Source organism: Ammoniphilus sp. CFH 90114 (assembly GCF_004123195.1).
In the GTDB taxonomy this organism is placed as follows: domain Bacteria; phylum Bacillota; class Bacilli; order Aneurinibacillales; family RAOX-1; genus YIM-78166.
Genome location: NZ_SDLI01000006.1, coordinates 38745 through 57716 on the forward strand (window position 1 = coordinate 38745; position 18972 = coordinate 57716).

The 18972-nt window shown below is 40.8% G+C and carries 25 protein-coding genes, 1 tRNA gene and 1 other RNA gene; 12 read left to right on the forward strand and 15 right to left on the reverse strand.

What is annotated here, in order from left to right; all coding sequences use genetic code 11:
* Window positions 1–3 precede the first annotated feature (3 nt).
* From EIZ39_RS14415 to EIZ39_RS14425, 3 genes are read right to left on the reverse strand one after another with little or no spacing between them, the layout of a single operon-like run.
* Window positions 4–1443 (reverse strand): glycosyltransferase family 2 protein, encoded by a 1440-nt coding sequence (locus tag EIZ39_RS14415; protein WP_129200696.1) that lies wholly within the window; start codon window positions 1441–1443, stop codon window positions 4–6.
* Complete coding sequence (locus EIZ39_RS14420) at window positions 1436–2509, reverse strand: HEAT repeat domain-containing protein (protein ID WP_129200697.1); 1074 nt, start codon at window positions 2507–2509, stop codon at window positions 1436–1438. Before EIZ39_RS14420 ends, EIZ39_RS14415 begins: the two co-directional genes overlap by 8 nt.
* Window positions 2506–4104: a response regulator gene (locus EIZ39_RS14425; RefSeq protein ID WP_129200698.1), complete on the reverse strand. Its 1599-nt coding sequence runs from the start codon at window positions 4102–4104 to the stop codon at window positions 2506–2508. The genes EIZ39_RS14420 and EIZ39_RS14425 overlap by 4 nt, the downstream gene beginning before the upstream one ends.
* A 739-nt stretch (window positions 4105–4843) precedes the next feature.
* Between EIZ39_RS14425 and EIZ39_RS14430 the strand changes: the two genes are divergently transcribed.
* Complete coding sequence (locus tag EIZ39_RS14430; RefSeq protein ID WP_129200699.1) at window positions 4844–5287, forward strand: GNAT family N-acetyltransferase; 444 nt, start codon at window positions 4844–4846, stop codon at window positions 5285–5287.
* A gap of 61 nt (window positions 5288–5348) precedes the next feature.
* Here EIZ39_RS14430 and EIZ39_RS14435 read toward each other — a convergent pair whose 3' ends face one another.
* Window positions 5349–5693, reverse strand: coding sequence for a hypothetical protein (locus EIZ39_RS14435; protein WP_129200700.1), 345 nt, complete (start codon window positions 5691–5693; stop codon window positions 5349–5351).
* Between the two features lie 227 nt (window positions 5694–5920).
* On the opposite strand from EIZ39_RS14435, the gene EIZ39_RS14440 reads away from it, so the two are divergent.
* The 3 genes from EIZ39_RS14440 to EIZ39_RS14450 all read left to right on the forward strand — a co-directional run bounded on the left by EIZ39_RS14440 (window position 5921) and on the right by EIZ39_RS14450 (window position 7457).
* Window positions 5921–6574 carry a S1C family serine protease gene (locus EIZ39_RS14440; protein ID WP_240675833.1) on the forward strand — a complete coding sequence of 218 codons (654 nt, stop codon included), beginning with the start codon at window positions 5921–5923 and terminating at the stop codon, window positions 6572–6574.
* A 102-nt stretch (window positions 6575–6676) separates the two neighbouring features.
* Window positions 6677–6889 carry a sporulation protein YjcZ gene (locus EIZ39_RS14445; RefSeq protein WP_129200702.1) on the forward strand — a complete coding sequence of 71 codons (213 nt, stop codon included), beginning with the start codon at window positions 6677–6679 and terminating at the stop codon, window positions 6887–6889.
* Between the two features lie 178 nt (window positions 6890–7067).
* Window positions 7068–7457 carry a hypothetical protein gene (locus EIZ39_RS14450; protein WP_164985105.1) on the forward strand — a complete coding sequence of 130 codons (390 nt, stop codon included), beginning with the start codon at window positions 7068–7070 and terminating at the stop codon, window positions 7455–7457.
* Between the two features lie 86 nt (window positions 7458–7543).
* Here EIZ39_RS14450 and EIZ39_RS14455 read toward each other — a convergent pair whose 3' ends face one another.
* From EIZ39_RS14455 to EIZ39_RS14465, 3 genes are all read right to left on the reverse strand, one after another.
* Window positions 7544–7807 carry a stage VI sporulation protein F gene (locus tag EIZ39_RS14455; protein ID WP_164985106.1) on the reverse strand — a complete coding sequence of 88 codons (264 nt, stop codon included), beginning with the start codon at window positions 7805–7807 and terminating at the stop codon, window positions 7544–7546.
* An 87-nt stretch (window positions 7808–7894) separates the two neighbouring features.
* Window positions 7895–8455, reverse strand: coding sequence for a hypothetical protein (locus EIZ39_RS14460; protein WP_129200705.1), 561 nt, complete (start codon window positions 8453–8455; stop codon window positions 7895–7897).
* A gap of 171 nt (window positions 8456–8626) precedes the next feature.
* Window positions 8627–8827 (reverse strand): spore gernimation protein GerPD, encoded by a 201-nt coding sequence (locus EIZ39_RS14465; protein WP_129200706.1) that lies wholly within the window; start codon window positions 8825–8827, stop codon window positions 8627–8629.
* A gap of 141 nt (window positions 8828–8968) precedes the next feature.
* On the opposite strand from EIZ39_RS14465, the gene EIZ39_RS14470 reads away from it, so the two are divergent.
* The 6 genes from EIZ39_RS14470 to EIZ39_RS14495 are packed head-to-tail and all read left to right on the forward strand — an operon-like array spanning window position 8969 to window position 10879.
* Window positions 8969–9190 (forward strand): spore germination protein, encoded by a 222-nt coding sequence (locus EIZ39_RS14470; RefSeq protein WP_129200707.1) that lies wholly within the window; start codon window positions 8969–8971, stop codon window positions 9188–9190.
* Window positions 9191–9217: 27 nt separating this feature from the next.
* Window positions 9218–9457 (forward strand): spore germination protein GerPB, encoded by a 240-nt coding sequence (locus tag EIZ39_RS14475; protein ID WP_129200708.1) that lies wholly within the window; start codon window positions 9218–9220, stop codon window positions 9455–9457.
* A gap of 26 nt (window positions 9458–9483) precedes the next feature.
* Window positions 9484–10086 carry a spore germination protein GerPC gene (gene gerPC, locus EIZ39_RS14480; RefSeq protein ID WP_129200709.1) on the forward strand — a complete coding sequence of 201 codons (603 nt, stop codon included), beginning with the start codon at window positions 9484–9486 and terminating at the stop codon, window positions 10084–10086.
* A gap of 1 nt (window position 10087) precedes the next feature.
* A complete protein-coding gene (locus EIZ39_RS14485; RefSeq protein ID WP_129200710.1) occupies window positions 10088–10294 on the forward strand; it encodes a spore gernimation protein GerPD in 207 nt (68 codons plus the stop codon).
* Window positions 10287–10649, forward strand: a complete 363-nt coding sequence (locus tag EIZ39_RS14490) for a spore germination protein GerPE (RefSeq protein ID WP_164985107.1) — start codon at window positions 10287–10289, stop codon at window positions 10647–10649. The genes EIZ39_RS14485 and EIZ39_RS14490 overlap by 8 nt, the downstream gene beginning before the upstream one ends.
* An 11-nt stretch (window positions 10650–10660) precedes the next feature.
* Complete coding sequence (locus EIZ39_RS14495; RefSeq protein WP_129200712.1) at window positions 10661–10879, forward strand: spore germination protein; 219 nt, start codon at window positions 10661–10663, stop codon at window positions 10877–10879.
* A gap of 58 nt (window positions 10880–10937) precedes the next feature.
* Here EIZ39_RS14495 and EIZ39_RS14500 read toward each other — a convergent pair whose 3' ends face one another.
* The 3 genes from EIZ39_RS14500 to purT form a co-directional block, all read right to left on the reverse strand.
* Window positions 10938–11603, reverse strand: coding sequence for a GntR family transcriptional regulator (locus tag EIZ39_RS14500; protein WP_129200713.1), 666 nt, complete (start codon window positions 11601–11603; stop codon window positions 10938–10940).
* Window positions 11604–11643: 40 nt separating this feature from the next.
* Window positions 11644–12924 carry a diguanylate cyclase domain-containing protein gene (locus EIZ39_RS14505; protein WP_129200714.1) on the reverse strand — a complete coding sequence of 427 codons (1281 nt, stop codon included), beginning with the start codon at window positions 12922–12924 and terminating at the stop codon, window positions 11644–11646.
* A gap of 261 nt (window positions 12925–13185) precedes the next feature.
* A complete protein-coding gene (gene purT / locus EIZ39_RS14510; protein ID WP_129200715.1) occupies window positions 13186–14370 on the reverse strand; it encodes a formate-dependent phosphoribosylglycinamide formyltransferase in 1185 nt (394 codons plus the stop codon).
* A gap of 211 nt (window positions 14371–14581) precedes the next feature.
* Between purT and EIZ39_RS14515 the strand changes: the two genes are divergently transcribed.
* On the forward strand, window positions 14582–14794 hold the full coding sequence (locus EIZ39_RS14515) for a CotD family spore coat protein (protein ID WP_129200716.1): 213 nt from the start codon (window positions 14582–14584) through the stop codon (window positions 14792–14794).
* 55 nt (window positions 14795–14849) lie between these two features.
* Here the strand turns inward: EIZ39_RS14515 and EIZ39_RS14520 are convergent.
* Window positions 14850–14926, reverse strand: a tRNA-Arg gene (locus EIZ39_RS14520).
* A 20-nt stretch (window positions 14927–14946) separates the two neighbouring features.
* Window positions 14947–15128, reverse strand: a non-coding RNA gene (ssrS, locus tag EIZ39_RS14525) — 6S RNA.
* Between the two features lie 148 nt (window positions 15129–15276).
* Here ssrS and megL point away from each other — a divergent pair.
* On the forward strand, window positions 15277–16467 hold the full coding sequence (gene megL / locus EIZ39_RS14530; protein ID WP_129200717.1) for a methionine gamma-lyase: 1191 nt from the start codon (window positions 15277–15279) through the stop codon (window positions 16465–16467).
* A 13-nt stretch (window positions 16468–16480) separates the two neighbouring features.
* On the opposite strand, the gene EIZ39_RS14535 is transcribed toward megL, so the two are convergent.
* The 3 genes from EIZ39_RS14535 to EIZ39_RS14545 form a co-directional block, all read right to left on the reverse strand.
* The gene (locus EIZ39_RS14535) at window positions 16481–16870 is read right to left on the reverse strand and encodes an ankyrin repeat domain-containing protein (RefSeq protein WP_129200718.1); all 390 of its coding nucleotides are present in this window, start codon (window positions 16868–16870) and stop codon (window positions 16481–16483) included.
* A 72-nt stretch (window positions 16871–16942) separates the two neighbouring features.
* Window positions 16943–18514, reverse strand: a complete 1572-nt coding sequence (locus EIZ39_RS14540) for an AMP-binding protein (RefSeq protein ID WP_164985108.1) — start codon at window positions 18512–18514, stop codon at window positions 16943–16945.
* A 190-nt stretch (window positions 18515–18704) separates the two neighbouring features.
* Window positions 18705–18962 (reverse strand): DUF2621 family protein, encoded by a 258-nt coding sequence (locus EIZ39_RS14545; protein WP_129200720.1) that lies wholly within the window; start codon window positions 18960–18962, stop codon window positions 18705–18707.
* Window positions 18963–18972: the final 10 nt, after the last annotated feature.

Sequence of the window (18972 nt, forward strand, 5' to 3'; positions counted from 1 at the left end):
TGTTCACTCCTCTGATACGCCTTTTCTTGTCATTTCTCCCCAACTGTGCTTTTTCCCCCTAATGGCCTCCACTAAGCCTTGAAAACGCCAGATTGTCATAAGAGGCCGATACCAAAACGATTCAGCTAAAGCATAGAAGAAGAGTCGGGTTAATTCTAATGGCTTATTATATCTACGGAGGCTCCATTCCTCTAAGAGAACGGCACCCATGGATAAAAATGAACCATAGGCAAACATTAGGAGAAAAAGAATACAAGCAGACTGCCAATATATCTTACCTAATGAAAATCCTAAGACAATAAATAAATATCCAATTAATTCAATCGCTGGTCCGAGGAGTTCAACAAACAAAAAGTAAGGCATGGCAATCATTCCTATTCCGCCGTATCGTGGATTAAGAATCATCGTTCGATGGTTCCAAAGACTTTCAAATAGACCACGGTGCCAGCGAGTTCTCTGTCGTTTTAATATCGTAAGGTCTTCAGGGGCTTCTGTGTAACAGACGGGATCAGGCACATAAAAAATACGAGCGTTCCACTTCTTCTCTTTAATTAAGCGATGTAATCGAACGACTAACTCCATGTCCTCTCCAACGGTTCCAACCTTGTATCCACCTGCTTCCACCACACGGTCTGTCCTGAAGACACCAAAGGCCCCAGAGACAATCAAGAGGAGATTTCCCTGGCTTAAACCAATTCTCCCCATTAAGAAAGCTCTTAGATATTCGATCACTTGCATTACAACCAGGGGTTTGCGGGAGAGTTCCATCTTTTCTAACTCTCCGCCTTTAATCTTACAACCATTGGCAATGGCGACACTGCCCCCTGCAGCAATAATTTCGTGGTCTTTATCCTCAATAATCGGTTTCATGACTTTTAGAAAGGCATCCTTTTCCAACACGGTATCGCCATCTAAAGAAACGAAGTAGGGATACTTTGACAGATTGATACCCGCATTGAGTGCGTCAGATTTACCGCCGTTCAATTTATCAATAAGCAGGAGGTTTGAGTACACTTGGGATTTATAGATACCTTGGATAGGTTGGGTTTGGATTTGATTTCGTCTCCGAATTACTTTTTTCTTAATTTCTATCATGTTAAATTCATGAATCATCTTTTCTACCGTGGAATCTTTGGAACCATCGTTGATGACAATAATTTCGTAGTTTGGGTATTGTTGATGGGTCATAAGAGATTTTACACTTCCCACGATACCTACCTCTTCATTATAGGCGGGAACGAGAATGGAGATGGGAGGAGCGAAATCAGACCCGTGAATCTGGGTGAAAGCCTCTACCTTATGCAGGCCTTCTTCTCTTTTTAACTTCCCGGTCGAGATCAGGAACAATACGAGGTAAAACAGGCAAACAAAACAAATATAGAATATGACAAAAGTATTCACCCAGTTAAATAGATAAAGGCCGTACTCCAAGAGTTTATTCATCCTCTGGGCTCCTTTCCAGCCACTCCTCCGCCATATCTCTTGCGAAAGCGTCCGAGTGGTTCTCGCCAATCCATCTTAAACGTTCTTCTCCAATTTTACGATGTTTTCGTAGAGACTTACCCGCTTCATACCTGACTTGGTAATGCTCGTCGGCAAGAAGTATTTCTAGGTATGGGACGAACGTGTCTTTTCTTATAGATCCCATTACCCTGGCTAACATGACTTTTTCCACCCAGATACGCTCATTTACGCTGTTTAGCAGAGGCAGAAGTAGGTTTGGTGATTTAAGATAGCCAAAATCAGAGATGGATTTTAGGACTTTAATACGTATTTCCCTCGAAGTGTCGGGTGAGCTCAATAGTCTTTCAAGCAAGTCCAAGAGGTCCCATGATCGGTAATTTTTTTCTCGTAAGACTTCAAGAACACATTCTTGTTGATTAGAAGGTAAAGTGAAAAAACGTTTCACGTAATCCTCATAATGATCCGTATCCATCATCTCACTCATCATCTCGTAACAAAGAAACCGGGGAAGATTCGACTCATTTAGTAGGATTAGATCAATGTACGGATCCTTTAATGCAGCAAAGATGAGATAGATCTGCTGCTTTTCCTCTTGCGTGCAATTTCTCCGCTCTAATAGCCGTGTAATTTCTCCTTTTAGACTGTGCATTTTAAAGATTTTAATAAAGTAGAGGGTATTCATGCGAACAGACCAGCGTCTATTCTGTAGACGTTTTAGGTAGATATTATAAAAGTGTTTGTCTACAAAATGATATAAATGACCTAGTGGCCCAACTTCTAATTTGATGTCTTTCAATACCTGACTTAGATATTCCTCCAGGGCTTCAACTTCGAGAGAATTCTTTGGGATGATCCCATCACTCATCTTTCCAGATTCTAAATAATTTTGAAGATGTGGTTTGTTGGAGTCGATCCAGTATTGCTTTTTATCTATTCTCTTTTGTCTGTGGAGCTTTCGGAATAGTAAATAAAAATATAGTAAAAGAAGTAGGATAAAGAATAAACTAGTAGAAAGAATGGCGATGCTTAGTCCTATACTACTCATACTAATCCTCGAATAAGTCGCCGTACTCGGGCGTGGAGCTCTTTCATACTGAATGGCTTCGTCATATAATCATCGGCACCTTTTTGAAGAGCTAAAGCTATATCCCCCTCTGCCCCACGACTCGTGAGCATCATGACTCTATATTTTCTTCTGTCGTAATTTTGTCTAATATGATGGAGTACAGCCAATCCGTCCATTTTTGGCATCACGCGATCGACAATGAGAAAGTAAAAGGGCTGTTGATTGTGCCATGGATCGTTAAAGAACTGTTGCCCATTTTCATAGCTGCGTATCTCTACCGGCATCTCCTCCCCACCAATGTCGCTGAGTTGCTCCGTAAGTAGTTCTCGGACCAAGCTATCGTCGTCAATGATTCCGATGTGAAGCTTCCTCATATTGGAATCACCAAACCGTGCTTCATAGATTTGTCCTGTATTCCCTTTCTTCTCCACATCGTTAAATGCCAGGGAAGACAGACAGTGCTCTATGGAAAGAAGGGAATCATCAACTTGAGCGATTTTTGCAGAAAAGGTAATTTCGGTTCCCCACGTCTCACGTGAAGTGTCTCGGAAGCGACTTAGTAGTCTTTCGAGTAACGTTTTTCCCTCTGCTTTTTTGGTTTTCGAAAGAAGGAGGATGAACTCATCGGAATGCGATCGAGATAAGTGATCGGTTGGCCTTATACTGTTTTTTAAGTAGGTGCTAAACGCCTTTAATAACTCATCTCCTATGTGATATCCACGCTGCTGATTAAAGTTTCTAAATTGATCCAGGTTGATTAGAGCTAACGTAAAAGGTTCATTCGACCTTCTAAGCTCATGGAGTTGCCTTGCCAATTCATTGTGAAGGTATCTAAGATTAAACACACCTGTTAATTGGTCGATTAACGTCATATCTAATAAATTTCTTCTCCGCTGAATGTGCTTCTTTACCCGTATAATGAACTCTTCCTGATCTGTGATAGGCTTTTGGATAAAATCATCAGCTAAGGTGTAGCTTTTTAAGCGAGTTTCTCGATCGGTAAAGGAACTCATCATGATGATTGGGATATGATGTATGGAACAAGGCTCTTGGATCTTAGATAGGATATCAAAGCCGTCTTGAACTGGCATATTAATATCAAGAATGACACATTCCGGGAGCCAATTGTAAAAATTTTCTATGATATTTACTCCGAGATCTGTTGCAATGACCGTCATGATATTTTCTCTTTCAAGGGTATCCTTTAAGTAGGTTAAGAGAGTGGTATCATCATCTATAATTAAGACCAATCCTTCTTGATTTCTTGCAAGCTGGTGGCTATCATCTAAAAAATCTTCTTTCTTAAAAGAATCATAAGTTGTGCTAAGGATGATAAAGGGAAGCAGAAGATTCTTAGTCTTGGATTTGTCCCAAGTTTCTGTTGAATCTTTATTGACTTTGCTCTCCAATTTTTCAGCTACTTCTGACCACTCAGATAAACCGATAGTACCTGCAGTTCCCTTTACGGTATGCAGGAAACGGTATAGTTCTGTTTCTTCAACAGCATCATTATTAAGTATTTGATTTATGTCTTCTATTTTATTAGCAATGAATTTGGATTGATATTTATTCAAGTGATCACCTCGACAAAAGACTACACTCTTCCACTTTACATGAGTATATATCAATTTTCTACAAGGTATTTTTGGTGATTGGAAATATTTCTAAATAGCAAGAAGGACTTGCTATGTGAGCAAGTCCTTCTTATATGTAAACCTTATATAAAAAATGGCTCGTTAACACTTCCTAGCAGATATTAACAACTGGCTAACGAGCCCAATAAACTCTCGAGGATTTGAAACAAAGGTTAGGAACCATAAACACGACTTAGTATCAACTTGAGGAGATAAGTTATGGTTCATATACTGAAAGTATATATCATTGTATATCAATCGTCTACAAGCAAAGATTGGTAAGCGGTGGAATCAGAAAGGGCTTCAACGGAAGCTTTTCTTATAAAAATCCCAGAACATCCACACGAAGTAGCTAATAGCTAGTAATGGAACAAACCAAGTCCCCCTCTCTTCTAAAAAGTTCAATATTGAAAAATAAAGCAGACCCAAAGTTAGAACGGCTCTGGTGATAAAAATTTGTAGATTGCTCATCTTATTTTTCCCTCACGGTTGCATGTTTTGGATTTACTGGTGCTTGTACATATTTATGGGGTGATAGTTAAATTATGACAGACTACGCTTACAAAACTGTCATATTCTAAATCGCTTACAATACTTGCTTTCATTAGTTATTTGAGGCATTATAGGGAAGGCTCTTACGAAGCCCAGACATATAAATAAACAACAATTGGTGATGATAATGTACTCCTTTATATCACAAGTCGAAGATGTTCTTGAACAACATCACATCCATTATTCTGAACAACTTGAAGCCGATCACGTTACGATCCTAACCGATCAGCTAATGAGTGACCCTGGATTTTCTTTAGATAACAAAGTTCTGGATCTTTTTATCGATGAAGATAATAAGATTTTATTTATTGGTTTATTAAGAATACCCCGAGAGAATCGCCGTAAGAATATCGGGCGCGAAATCGTGAAACATATTGCTTGTTGGGCTGAGCAAAATGGCTATACGCTATTTTTGGATAGTTGCGGGGATAGCTGTTATTTTTGGTCCAAGTGCGGCTTCACTCTCATTGAGCGACGCTTCGATTTTGATATTATGGGTTTTGGTACCGACCGCACCTATCTGAAGGATAGATGGAAGTATGGTCAATTGATTTTTGCTGAGACGCATTAAGCCTCTACTTATATTTCGTATAAATACAAAGGCCTGACAGCTATATGTCAGGCCTTTAATGTTACCAAACGAACGGAAGCGACAGAGCGAGTATCACATATAAAGGTAGGGCAAGGCTAGCGTAACCGGCATATCCGCCGTATCCTAGTCCACCGTAACCATAACCATACCCTGGATATCCCCATCGAACCTGTTGACGATTCGTTTTACTAGGCTTATCAGCCTTTGATATATTCAACTTCTTTCCGTTAGCCGAAACATATCCTGCACCAGGTCCAACGAGATCTAGAATAACCGTTTCACGTGTCACTTCACGAACCATTCCATAGTATTGCTTTCCACCAATACATTGAGCTATGACTTGTTTTCCGATAAAACCCCTTGCATGAGAATACGATATAGGCATAACACTCTCCTCCTCTCTGTTCGCCATACTTTATATCTATTAATTATTAGAAGCGATTGACTCCACGAATGTTTAGATTCAATGACCCAATCTTTGAAAATTATGTGTCAGCCTACTAGTATGCATTTGCGGATTTTTAGAAAGAAGTGTCTATAGAGGGTTCAGCTAATTTGGGAAGTGAATATGGTATAAATACAAGTTCAATACTAGGGGGGAAGGATTTGAACGTGCGAAGGACTGCACAGAAAACTTACGCTCTTTCTCACCCCGCAAACGATCTAGTAAGGGTGATTGATAGAGTTAAACATAGTGTTGTTTCAATCCGTAGTTATCGAACATCGGAGCAGCGTATCGGCAACCCAGAGCATATTGGGGCAGGTTTTGTCATTCGTTCTCAGGGGTATATCCTGACGAATCAACATGTTATTCATGATACTCCTACAATCAAAGTGAATTTTATTAACGGTAAGGAGGTTTCTGCATCTCCTGTGTGGATGGATAAAGAAAGAGATCTATGTTTGCTTAAAGTGGCTGGAATATGTACGGCCAAACCTCTCCCATTAGGTTCTTCACAGCGAACGAAGCTTGGAGAAATTGTCATCTCAATAGGCAATCCATTGGGCTTAGGTCATGCGATTACAACTGGGATTATTAGTGGAAAAAAACGGACTATAGAAGACGGTGAACATATCTATCGTGATCTAATTCAAACGGATTGTGCGATTAACCCTGGCAACAGCGGAGGGCCTCTGATTAATCTTAATGGTGAAGTTATTGCCATCAATTCATTTATTGCTAGAGACTATCAACGAATTGGATTCGCTATGGGAATCGATGGGATTAAAAAAGCAATCTCAAAGTTCAGATTTGCATCAAAATAACGGCCGTAATAGAAATTCCGCCTTTTCATCCCTTCATTCATCTATGCATTCTCTTCTAAGCTAGAATACATTAGTAAGATCTTTGGGAAGGGAGGTTAAACTATGGGTTTTCCGGGATATGGATTCGGTTACGGCTACCCTGGCTTGGGGTATGGGTCCGGAGTTGGAGGTTTTGGCGTGTATCCAGGATATGGTTTTAAAGGAGGCTATGGTGCAGGATATGGTCTAGCAGGGTACGGTGCAGGAATAGGCTACGTCCTTGTGCTCTATATTTTGTTAGTCATCATTTTACGTCCAGGTATCGGATATAAATAGAGGTTCGTTTGAATAATTCCCCTCATCTATTAACTACTAGTTGGTTATTTAGATGGGGTTTCTTCATGAATTAAGTAGACGAATCCTGGTAGCTTGGTCATTTCTTAATTGATCCGTACCTTCTTTGGGCCGTTGACATAACCTAATTAGGAGTAAAGGAAAAAAAGGAGTGAGTGATTTGATTTGGGACAAAAATCAACCCCAAGCGCCCCAACAATACCCTATGAATTTTCAGAATCCGTACATGGCTCCTAGGCCTCCTCTCCCTTCCCCACAATTACCCGGACAAAGTTCAGGTGGATTACCTAACTTAAACATGAAGAATATTCAAGCCATCATTGATCGGATGGGCGGTGTTGACGGCTTAGTCAAAATGGCAGGAGAGATTCAAAAGCTCTATCAAACAGCTCAGCCAATTATTAATCTGATGGCAGGTCTTTTAGCTAAACCGAAGAGTGATACTGACTCAGGTGTTAGTGAAGTCCCTGTTAAGAAACGCAGAAGAAAAAAGAGGACGACGAACTCTAGGAAAAAAGGTCGTGCAAAAAGAAGGAAAAAACAAATATAAATCGTCTGCCCCGAATAGCAGAAAAAAGGAACCGTAACAACACGTTACAGTTCCTTTTCTCTATCCAGTGGGTGGGTTTCATCCCTTTATTTTTTATCCAATTTTTTTGCAATGTCGGTTAGTTGGTTTTTGGACACACCAGTTTTGAGTAAGGCTGATACCAAACCTAGAGGGGATCCACCTTTGGCTATATTTTTAAAATCTTTAACAAAACGGTCGATTTCATCATCAGAAAAATTCTTTCCAGCTTCTTTGGAAGCAGCTTTGAGTACTTTTTTCAGTGTTTTCTCATCCGTTAATTTGTCTGGGGGCACACTTTGCACTAGTTTTATGATCGTGTTAATGTCCATTCCGATCTCTCCTTTCTCCAAATTCATTGCTGACTATATATCCTATGTCTAGAACATCAAATTGGGAAATAAGAAAAGAGCATATTTTTAAAGTACATTTTTTAAAAGTGATTGGATCGCAGGGTTTTCTAAGAGCTTAAGCATCTGGTTAAAGTTTGGACCCGGAGTTTGATTCGATGCTGTATTTGCGGCTGGGGGTGGCTTCGCTACTTGATCCCGAGGGAAAAGAGATTTAATTGTAGGGTGTTGAAGGAGGTTCAACATTTGATTTAGATCTCCTAGGAGGTTCGGTTGAGTGGGGGTTGGAGCAGGTGTATCATTCTTCTTCTTCGCTTGGTTTAATAATGAGCTTATTGTTGAATCCTTCATAAGTTCATTAATATCTTCTTGCCCAGGAAACCAAGGATTGTTTCTTGGCAGGCTTTGTGTTTGTAAGGGTTCCGCCGGCTGATAATGAGTATAGAGGGTGCCTTTTTTTGCGGATGTTCTGGGTTTCGTACGTGATCGATTACAGGTTTTATTCAATCTCTTGATTTTTTTACGTGTGTCGAGGAGGAGTTCTTCCATACCTTTTAGGGAGGATTCAACACGTTCTAATCTCTTAGCACTTAGAGTAGATCTACCCCTGTGTTTTCTTTTGCCTGTCATATTATCACCTCCTGCAGCTTCTCAATGTGTAAAAGCTACGCCTTTTACCTATTCTGATTTACTATACGTTCACCAGAGTCCGCTTGTATGTACCTTTGCCCACTTGATCTAAGAGAAAAAGAAATAGGGCTCTTAGCCACATAAAAAAGCATCGCGTTTCATCTGCGATGCTTAATTCTCCGAATCGAGTCGAGTTGATCCAGTGACTATCGGTATTTGGGGATCTTGAATCAGAGAGTCTGCTGGTGTGTCCCAGATGGATGAAGATGTAATGACTTCCGCATCTCCAATAATAAAGACAGAGGAACTTCCTATTCCTCCACATTTTATATGTTTGACGTCAAGATTGATGTTATTAACCCTCATAATCATACTCGTATCCTCCAGGTTTAATTAAAAGTCCTATTCTCTAGATTATGAGTGATATAAGTAAAAGGTACATCATTAGGGATGAACACCTAGAAAAAACTGACATACAATGCAGTAAGGATGAAGGATAGAGGGTGTTTTCTTATGCCAGCTATTGTTGGAACCGTTAATGTTAACGCGATTGGAGCAAGCGGGGTTTTTAATATTGGCGATGTCTATAACATCTCCCCGAAGAGCGCCGTTAAAACATATGCTGGTGCTGGATCATTTGTGACGGGGAATAACTTGAAGATTAATAATTATCACAGTGTAACGAATACGAACGATAATGACGTCCTAGACCAAAATGTTACGGCCAATATATAGTTGAATATTACTTGAGGAGAGTTATCTATGAATTTGTTTGTCAGTCAAAACATTGTCATTCATCGGCTAGAGGTCGGAGGTGTAACGAATTCTTCTGTGTTTCAGATTGGGAGTGCCGGCATTATTAAACCTTTATCTAATCTCTATAACACAGGGGGGTATACAGAGGCCGCTCCGGAAGCCGCCCCACTTGATACCCCGCCCCAAGTTTTCACCCCACCGACCCTTATTCCTGCTACTCCCTTTGCTCCTTTGGCTACGCCCTAGCATTTCTATGCTAAAGGAAGGAAGTGATGATCGTGAATCATTACATTAATTATATTTATCAAATGACTCATTACTTGCAATATCAGCAAAAGAAATTGGAAGAGATGCATCAAGTTGTATTAAAACTCCAACAAGATATAAATGATCTAAAATCAAAACCTCAAAACGTAAAAAATGAGTATCGATTTGACTTGCTGAAGGTCGAAAGCCTACAAGGAACTTTAAATATTGGATTAACACCAAACGGCAACGAAAATTCACTTGGTGAGTTGGCTGTCAATCAGTCGATGGATGTTGCTTCTACAGAACAGAAGCATCCAGAGTTATTCCAAGGTGTACAGGGGAAGATTAAGCATTATTTAAACACAGATGCTGCCCAGTCGCTTAAAAGTTTGGAGAAGCAATATGGTTATCCCTTAGACGACCAATATCGAGAATTTATTATTAATGACGTAAAGAAACAAGTTGATCAAAGAATATTGTATTACTTGCATCAGATTCCATCGGATCGGTTGAACCCTGAGAGCATGGAGAATATGGAACAGATTACGACGCAAAAAGTGATTCAGGATATTAATCAAACTTTTGCGGCTTTCTTAAATCATTTACCAAAAAAGGAGGAAAAGTAACATGCGATTTTCTGTAGTAAATGGAAGGACTTCTGTGGGTGGGGTTGCTGTTACTGACGTAGCGGCTTCTTCCATTCTTATTATAGGTGATGTAAGAACGGTTAGCTTGGCGAGTACGTTTGAAACTCCGGCAGAGAATTTAATCGTCGGTGTAACGGTTCCGTTAGTAACTCCCATAGTAACAGGAGCGATTGCTGCACGTGACTAGGATCTCCTCTGTGCGAAGTGTAAATGTACTGAATGTTTCTAATACATCTGTGTTTGAGATTGGGGATTCAGTTAATATCGATGCGTATAGCAGAGTCCTTGCACTACAGCGTGAAAGATCCTTTTTTATTGGGGAAGAACATGACTTTATTGATTATGATGTTTTCTCTCGCCCCGTGCCTCAGCCGATTGTGCACGAGACATTAGAGCTCGACTCTATAAATCAGGAACCGATAATTTCTGTTGATCATCTTGAGGTTATCAGCGTATCAACTTCAGGGGTATTACACATTGGATCAACGGAGAGAATACGCGGTGAGACCCATGTGAAGCATATTCGACATTTATTGCGATAGGAGGAAATATCTTGCCTTCTCTTATACTTGGTCCTGTGAACATCAACAGTAATTCAGGAGCAGTTAACTTCGGAGATACCTTGAATGTTTCTCCTAAGAGTACAGCTAAGGCCTTCTCTGGTTCTGGAGGAGGAAATACAGGGAATTTTGTAGTTACGAATAATGGAGCAAACGCAACGAATACACTGGATGCTAATGTGACAGATCAGCCGATGACTGCTAATGCCTAAAGAATAAAACTCCTTTAGACCTCAAAAAGGGTTAAAGGAGTTTTATCGGTTGATTGGCTTAGATAAGGTTACTTAATTCCTTCATCGGACGCAGCCAATTCATACGCATGGCGTCTGATGCCTTGTCAATCCAGCGATTTTCGAAAGCCTTAATAATAGCTTCATGCTCATCTAGCGAAGTGATCGTTGACGATACAGGTTGCTGTAATAATACATACTTAAATCTTCTAATATGCATCTGTAATGTAGCGGAGAATGAAGCGATATAAGGGTTATTTGCCATTTCTATGATTACATCATGAAATTGTTCATCGATTTCCATAGCCTTAAATAACTGCTGCTGTTTAATCATTTCACCGAATTCATTGTTTAATTTACGTAGAAGTTGAATTTGCTCTGGTTCCATAAGCGGTCCAGCCAGCTCAGCTGCAAGAGCGTGTAAGGCAGCTAATGGTGGATAAATCTTAAGAATATCCCCTTTTTCGATGGTTGTTACTCGGGTTACCTTTCCTGGCTGCATCGCAATGAATCCCTGTACTTCTAATAACTGCAAAGCTTCTCGGACCGGTGTGCGGCTAAGGCCTAAGGCTTCCGCTAATTCCATATCATTTAATTTTTCCCCTGGCTGTAACGTCCCATCAATGATCCACCGTTGTAACTCGGATAAGGCACGTTCTTTTGCGGAAACACGATGAGGTGCTAGATAATCTTTTGGAATAGGCATGGATCATCCCCCACGTTTTGTACTGAATATAGGTTCTTTATTAGGAACTTATTTTCTCCGGGTTCTCATAGACGTGATAATTGTTCTTTCCGTTTCTTTTAGCTATGTACATCGCATGATCTGCACGGTCCAGTAATTCATCTAACTGTGTACCGTGCTCTGGATATAGGCTTATGCCTATACTAGGTGTAATCATCAGATTCTTTCCTCTTAAGCTGAATGGTTCTTTCATCGTATCTAGTATACGTTGGGCGACACCGACTGCCTGTGGTTTGGTGATATCATGTAGGATAATGACAAATTCATCCCCTGCTAGTCGAGAAATGAAGTCTTCCTTGCTAATGATGTTCTGTAGTCGTATGGCAACAGACTTTAGTAGCGAGTCCCCCATTTCGTGTCCGAAGCTATCGTTAACGGACTTAAAGCGATCTAAATCAAGAAACATAATGGCGATATTCCTATTATTGTATAAATTAGCAGAAATCAATCCTTGGAATTTCTTCTGAAGGTGTCTTCGGTTAGGTAAACCGGTGAGTTCATCAAAGTTTGCTTCGTAACTCATTTGTTTTTCATTTTGTTTCTGATCGGTATGATCCTGGAAAGCAATAACAACCCCAAGGCTCTCCCCACGTCCACTTCTTAATGGGGCGATGCTGCAGAGGATCCACAATTCCCTGCCAAGCTTGGACTGCAATATATATTGACGGATTTTTTCTTTTGCTTTCTCTTTAGCTAGTTGCAAAGGATTAATCAATTCTACGTTACTCTCTTCAGGGCGTATCAGATAAACCTCTGTTACGGGCTTCCCTTCTGCTTCATCCTTTCTCCACCCTGTCATGTCTTCTGCCATTGGGTTCATGTAAGTGACCCGGCCAGTGCCGTCTGTTGTCAGAACGGCATGAGGCATGCTGTTTAGTGTGGTTCTTAACCATTCTTCTTTGCTGCGCAGTTCCTCTTCGATCCTTTTTTGTTCTTCAAGAATGAGCGATATTGTCGTTGCTACCTGATGGATTGAAGTTTCCTTGTGCTGAATGATCTTAGGTACGGATTGATGGATAGGTTGTTTCGAGCGATGAGAGAGAAGGTAAGACAAGACAAAAAGAAATATGATCATGCACACGAGAGTAAAAAGAATAAGAGATTCTAGAATCCAAATTTTCTTCTGAAGGTAGGTCCCTCCGGTCGCTACGAATCCGCTCAATTCAGAATTCAAATCATACATTACAAGAAGTAATAATAGCCCACATGCTAGGAGAACGGTTATGATCGATGCGATGAGTCTCCTGGGCTCATTGAAAATGTTGCTTACGTAATTTCTCATATCGTATTCACCCCAATAATTTCAGAGGAACGAACAAACTAATCAGTGATCGAAAACATGTACCACAATCATGAAAAATATCCAATTTTTTCTCTGCATTGACTTCATTTTATATGATTCCTTACATATTCTCAACTCATTTCCCTATCGTCTATCACCCTTTCTTCCTATTTTAGTAGAAAGCACTAGGGCATTGCATCTTATGATGATCAATCAAATAGGACTATCCTCCTGGATAGTCCATGTTTTTATTAAAGCGATTTAATCCTGGCCATATTGAATGGATAGGGCTTGCGCTGCTTTTTTTGCTTGGAGGCGAGCCGTTTCAACATGGTTAGCTGCACTTAGCGCGACAGCCATTCTGCGGCCCACTTTGGTTTCTGGTTTACCGAAGATTCGAACTTGAGTGTCTGGAATCGCAAGTGCATCACTTATTCCGTTAATCTGAAAGGCTTTATGTTCTAATTCTGCTTTCAGGGTATAGGACGCTCCTGGGGACAGGAGTCTAATGGTCGGGATAGGAAGGCCTAATATCGCACGTACATGAAGGGCAAATTCAGATAGATCCTGAGTAATCATCGTGACCATGCCAGTGTCATGAGGGCGTGGCGAAACTTCGCTAAAGTAAACTTTATCTTTACCAATAAACAATTCGACACCAAATACTCCATAACCGTTTAGAGCATCTGTAACTAATTTAGCAATCCGTTCGGATTCCACAATTTGTTCTACCGTCATCACATGAGGCTGCCAGGATTCAACATAGTCCCCGTCCTTTTGAATATGCCCTATAGGAGGACAGAAGACTGTGCCTGTTGCTGAACGAACAGTTAGTAACGTAATCTCAGAGTCGAAATGAATGAACTCTTCAATGATCACACGAGTGCTTTTTCCTCGGCTTCCTTCTATTGCGATGTTCCAAGATTGTTCAACATCTTCTAGAGAGCGACAAACACTTTGCCCCTTCCCGGAAGAACTCATGATGGGTTTTATCACACAAGGGGTGCCTATTTTCTGGACAGCATCTCTTAATTCATCCAGCGTATTGGCAAATTCATATCTTGCTGTGGGAAGTTGTAATTCTTCTGCAGCCAATCGTCGGATCCCCTCTCGGTCCATCGTCAATTGTGTAGCTCGTGCTGTAGGAACAACATTAAACCCTTCACCTTCCAATCTGACTAGTGCAGAAGTCGCGATAGCTTCAATTTCAGGGACGATGAAGTCTGGCATCTCTTGATGAACCAGGCGGTAGAGTTCTTCAGGATCAAGCATATCAATGACGTGGGAACGGTGAGCTACTTGCATCGCTGGGGCATTAGCATATCGGTCTACTGCAATCGTTTCTATACCGAAACGCTGCGCTTCAATGATAACTTCTTTACCAAGTTCCCCCGAACCAAGGAGCATCATCTTTTTTGCTGTTGGGCTAAACGGTGATCCGTACATATAAACCTCCTAAATACGAACGTTATTATTGATTTACTAAAAAATCGTTCGTTATCGACCTTTAAAGTATATATGAAGCATCAAGCATTAGTCAATCGCCCTTCTAAAATGACCAAACAGAAAATAGACGATTATCCTAGGGCAAATGACGATTCGAGATAGTGCTTCTGTACATACCATATACAGAAACCAAGAGAGGGGCTGATTATTAATGAGAATTGTCCATCCCATGAGAACCTGTGTAAGAGATGTTTACCATCATTGTGTAGTCGAGCATATTCATCCGAGTCAAACCATCTATCGTCATAACTATATTGTTCAACATCAGCATATGTTCCCACACACCGAAAGAAATGTAATGGGTCCAGTACACCAACAACATGTGGTAGCTCCAACTGCTCCTATTCAAAGACGGAATTGCTAAAAAGAACAGCAAAAAGGGAATGCCTATGGGCATTCCCTAATTCATTCGCTATGTATGGCGTCCCAGGAGAGATTCGAACTCCCGACACACGGCTTAGAAGGCCGTTGCTCTATCCTGCTGAGCTACTGGGACTAAGGTATATGATACTTGCTTAGAGCCCCGCTTATGCCGTATCACCAGTCTGTTTCTAGAACCCGCTCTCGCAGGTGGGTTTCCGCACAGTCTAGTTCGCTTTCCACTCGGTCGAGGCTTAGCGTCGTAAACGAAATATTGGAATCCCGTAGTAACATTACGGTTCGAAACAAAGTTGGTGCTACGTACATTGCAGGTGAGTTTTATTTTACACGATCCCCTTCAGTGAGTCAACTTGCCACTTCTGTCTTTGCCTCCTTGGCAGAGTGTGCTCGGATTGCGAACCCATCGAATGAAATGGATTGTAAGTTTGGAAAATAAAACTTAAATGAAGGAGGTCATAAACAATCATGAAAGAAAAAGAGAAGAAATATGGATTAAATACACTAGCCATACACGCTGGATATGATAAGGATAAAGAAACAGGAGCTCTCGCTCTTCCCATCTATCAGACCTCAACCTTTGCTTTTTCTTCTGTAGAAGAAGGAGCGAACCGTTTTGCAGGTGTTGAATCCGGTTATATTTATTCTCGCTTGGGAAATCCTACGGTCGCCGTATTTGAAGAAAAAGTAGCTGCCTTGGAAAAAGCAGATGCTGGCCTCGCTTTTTCTTCTGGTATGGCAGCCGTATCAGCCGTACTACTAGGACTTCTAAGGACAGGAGATCATATTTTATGCTCTAAGGGATTATATGGCTGTACCTTTGGATTGTTAAATTTATTAAAGGATCGTTTTGGAGTCGAGTATTCGCTATGCCGTATGGACGGAGAAGCCTCCCTGTTAGAAGCTTTACAGCCAAATACAAAAGTGATTTACGTAGAAACACCCATAAACCCTACTCTAGAACTCGTAGATCTGTCCATGATTTCTAAAATGGCCAAAGAGCGTGGTATCTTAACTGTAGTAGATAATACCTTTATGTCCCCTTACTTACAGAGGCCAATAGAGTTAGGTTGTGATATTGTCTTGCATAGCGCAACGAAGTATATAGGCGGTCATGGGGATGTGGTTGCCGGAGTTGTGGTGGGGCCTAAAGACATAATGGATAACCTGAGACTGACTACGCAGAAGGATATCGGCGGTATACTTGCCCCTTTTGACGCTTACCTGCTTGTACGTGGATTGAAGACATTGGGGGTTCGAATGGATCGACACTGTTCTAATGCTCAAGAAGTCGCTGAATACCTTTCAAAACATAGTAAAGTAAACAAGGTTTATTACCCGGGCCTGCCTTCCTTTTCCCAGTATGACTTAGCTACCAGACAGATGGAAGGCTATGGTGGGGTTATCAGTTTCGAATTGAGCGGTGGTTTTGATGCCGGAGTGCGTATGATGAATCAAGTTCAATTATGCAAGAGGGCGGTAAGTCTTGGAGATGTTGATACACTCATCCAACATCCTGCTTCCATGACTCATTCGGTAATACCTATCGATGAAAGGAAAGCTATGGGCATTACGGAGGGGTTAATTCGACTATCCGTGGGCATAGAAGATGTTTCTGATATTATCGATGATTTAGAGCAGGCTCTATCAAAGGCATAACGTTTAAGGCCGATCAATTACGATCGGCCTTTATGTTGCATTCTTTTTCAATCTTCCTTAGATTAGCCTTATACGTTGCTGTATGAACTAAATGAGAGCTATCACCAGCCTTATCTTTCTCGGTCAGAATTTTTGCTCCTGAAAAAATGAGATCTTTTGCGATATCCATATAACCATTAAATATGGCTAGGGTTAAGGCAGTAGTCCCTCTTTGGTTTTCCTGATTAAAGTCTGCTCCTAGATTAATTAAGTGATTCACAAGTGTTCGATTATTTAATCTAGTTGCAATCAATAAAGCCGTATCGCCCTTCGTGTTCCGCTGATTGATATTGGTACCCAAGTAGCCTATTAGATCTGCAATGTTATTTTTTCTCACCAATTCGATCAGATGGTCCTCGCTCATTTCAGTACCCTCCCCAATTACAATCTCTTGAGAGCATACGTAGTCTGATTTCAAGTTATTCCAGTCAATCTACTAGTGAATTTGTTTGGCCATTTCCGTTAAAGTGACATAGTCTGTTTTTCCGCTTCCTAGCACGGGCACCGTCTCTATAAAGATCATTTTATAAGGGATGAGGATATTAGACTGCTTGATCGATCTCACATATTGAGCCAGTTCCTTTTCACTTGCTTGCTCGTAGGTGGTAAATAAGATGACTCGCTCCCCTCTTCGCTCGTCAGGTACACTTACGGCGAAGAATTCTGGTCTTTTAAAGCAGGTTGCGGCTATTTGTTCGATATGATTGAGGGAAATCATTTCACCTGCAATTTTTGCAAAACGTTTTAGTCGAGCAAGAATCCTTACGAAACCATCGTCCTCTACTGATACCACATCACCGGTGTCATACCATTCCGGACGTGGAACAAAACCCGTATTATGAAGCAAGTAGCCCTTCATAAGGTTTGGCCCTTTAACGAGTAGTTTCCCGCCTTCTTTAATGCCCTCTACCGGTTCAATAAAATAGTCAACAAGGGGAAGAAGCTTCCCCACCGTTCCTGCCTTTTGATAGTCGGGGGTGTTTAATGAAAGGATCGGAGAGGCCTCCGTGGTTCCGTAACCTTCTAAGATGTGGATCCCAAAACGACTTTGCCATTTTTCCTGTACTTGTGGTTTTAATCTTTCAGCCCCAGCAATGACATACCTTATTGTACGGAAATCATCATCGTGTGCATATTTTTCGTAACCTTCCAAAAATGTTGAAGTTCCAAAAAGTGCCGTTGCGGCTTTTGTTTTAACTAAACTAGGGATTTCTTTATAATGTAAAGGGCTTGGGAAAGAATAGCTGTACATTCCCGATATGATTGGGAGTAGGGTTCCAACTGTCAAACCAAAGCTATGAAACATGGGAAGAGGATTAAAGAACCTGTCCTCTGTATTTAACTCAATCACATTGAGAGCTTGTGAGATATTAGCAAAGATATTGTCATGAGTCAGAATGACTCCTTTTGGCTTACTCTCGGAACCGGATGTAAATAAGATGACTTCATTGACAGTAGTAGACGCCATCCGCTTAAATTTGGAATCAATGAGTCCTTTAAATTTATTGAAGATGGTGAGGCTTTCTCTAACATCTTCAAGATAAACGATGGTAAAGGATTGTGCCAGTGAATCGACAAGTCCTTGCAAGTTGGCTTTCTCCAAGAATTTGCGTGAAGTCAGGATGGTTTTTAGGTCTGCGGCTTCTCCACAGTCTTTTAAGCTATTCTCCCCCATGGTGAAGTTAAGGATTGCGGGTGTCTTTCCCAGACGGAATAAGGAAAATAAAGTAACGACATGGCCAATAGAGTTAGGAAGAAATACTCCAACCTTTTGTTGATCTTGAAGTAGAGTCTCAAGTTTGTTGCTCAGTACATATATTCCTAAAATTAAGTCTTTGTACCGAATGGCTTTTTCGATATCTTCTATGATGACTCGTTCATGACCGTACTTATCAGCGGCATGCACGAGGTCATGAAATAGATTTCTATTTCTTGCTGTTGTTTTTACAGCCAATTCTTCTAAGCTATAAACGGGTTCAACCCGGGAGGGAGTATTTAAACTTGTCATTTCATCACCTTTTTCTGCAACGATCGGCATTTATATCTATAGTATAGTGCTGAGAGCTTCTCCTTAATATAGAAGGGAAAACAAAAGTGGTGCGCGTACTTTTGCGGGGATGTCCGTTGTCGAACATATGGGGGAGCCAAGGCAAAATGGCTCCCTATTACACTAGAAGAAAAAATCTATGTATTCTTCTTTACTTTAATTTCTCCAGCAACTCCTTATAAGGTGTAAGGTCGATTCCCTTAGCTTGGAGCAGTTTAATGGCTCTCTCTTGCATATCTCCAGGAGAAGCAACGAGATAACCTTGAATGACAGCGTCCTTAGTCACTTGTCCTTCTGCCGCTTCTAATATTTTCTTTTCTATCCCTTTCTTTGCCATAGGTCGTACAAATACGGGGATAGGTTTTAATAACTCATCTAATAATTCTTTTGCGTCTTCTTGCCATTCCATTGTTCCATCT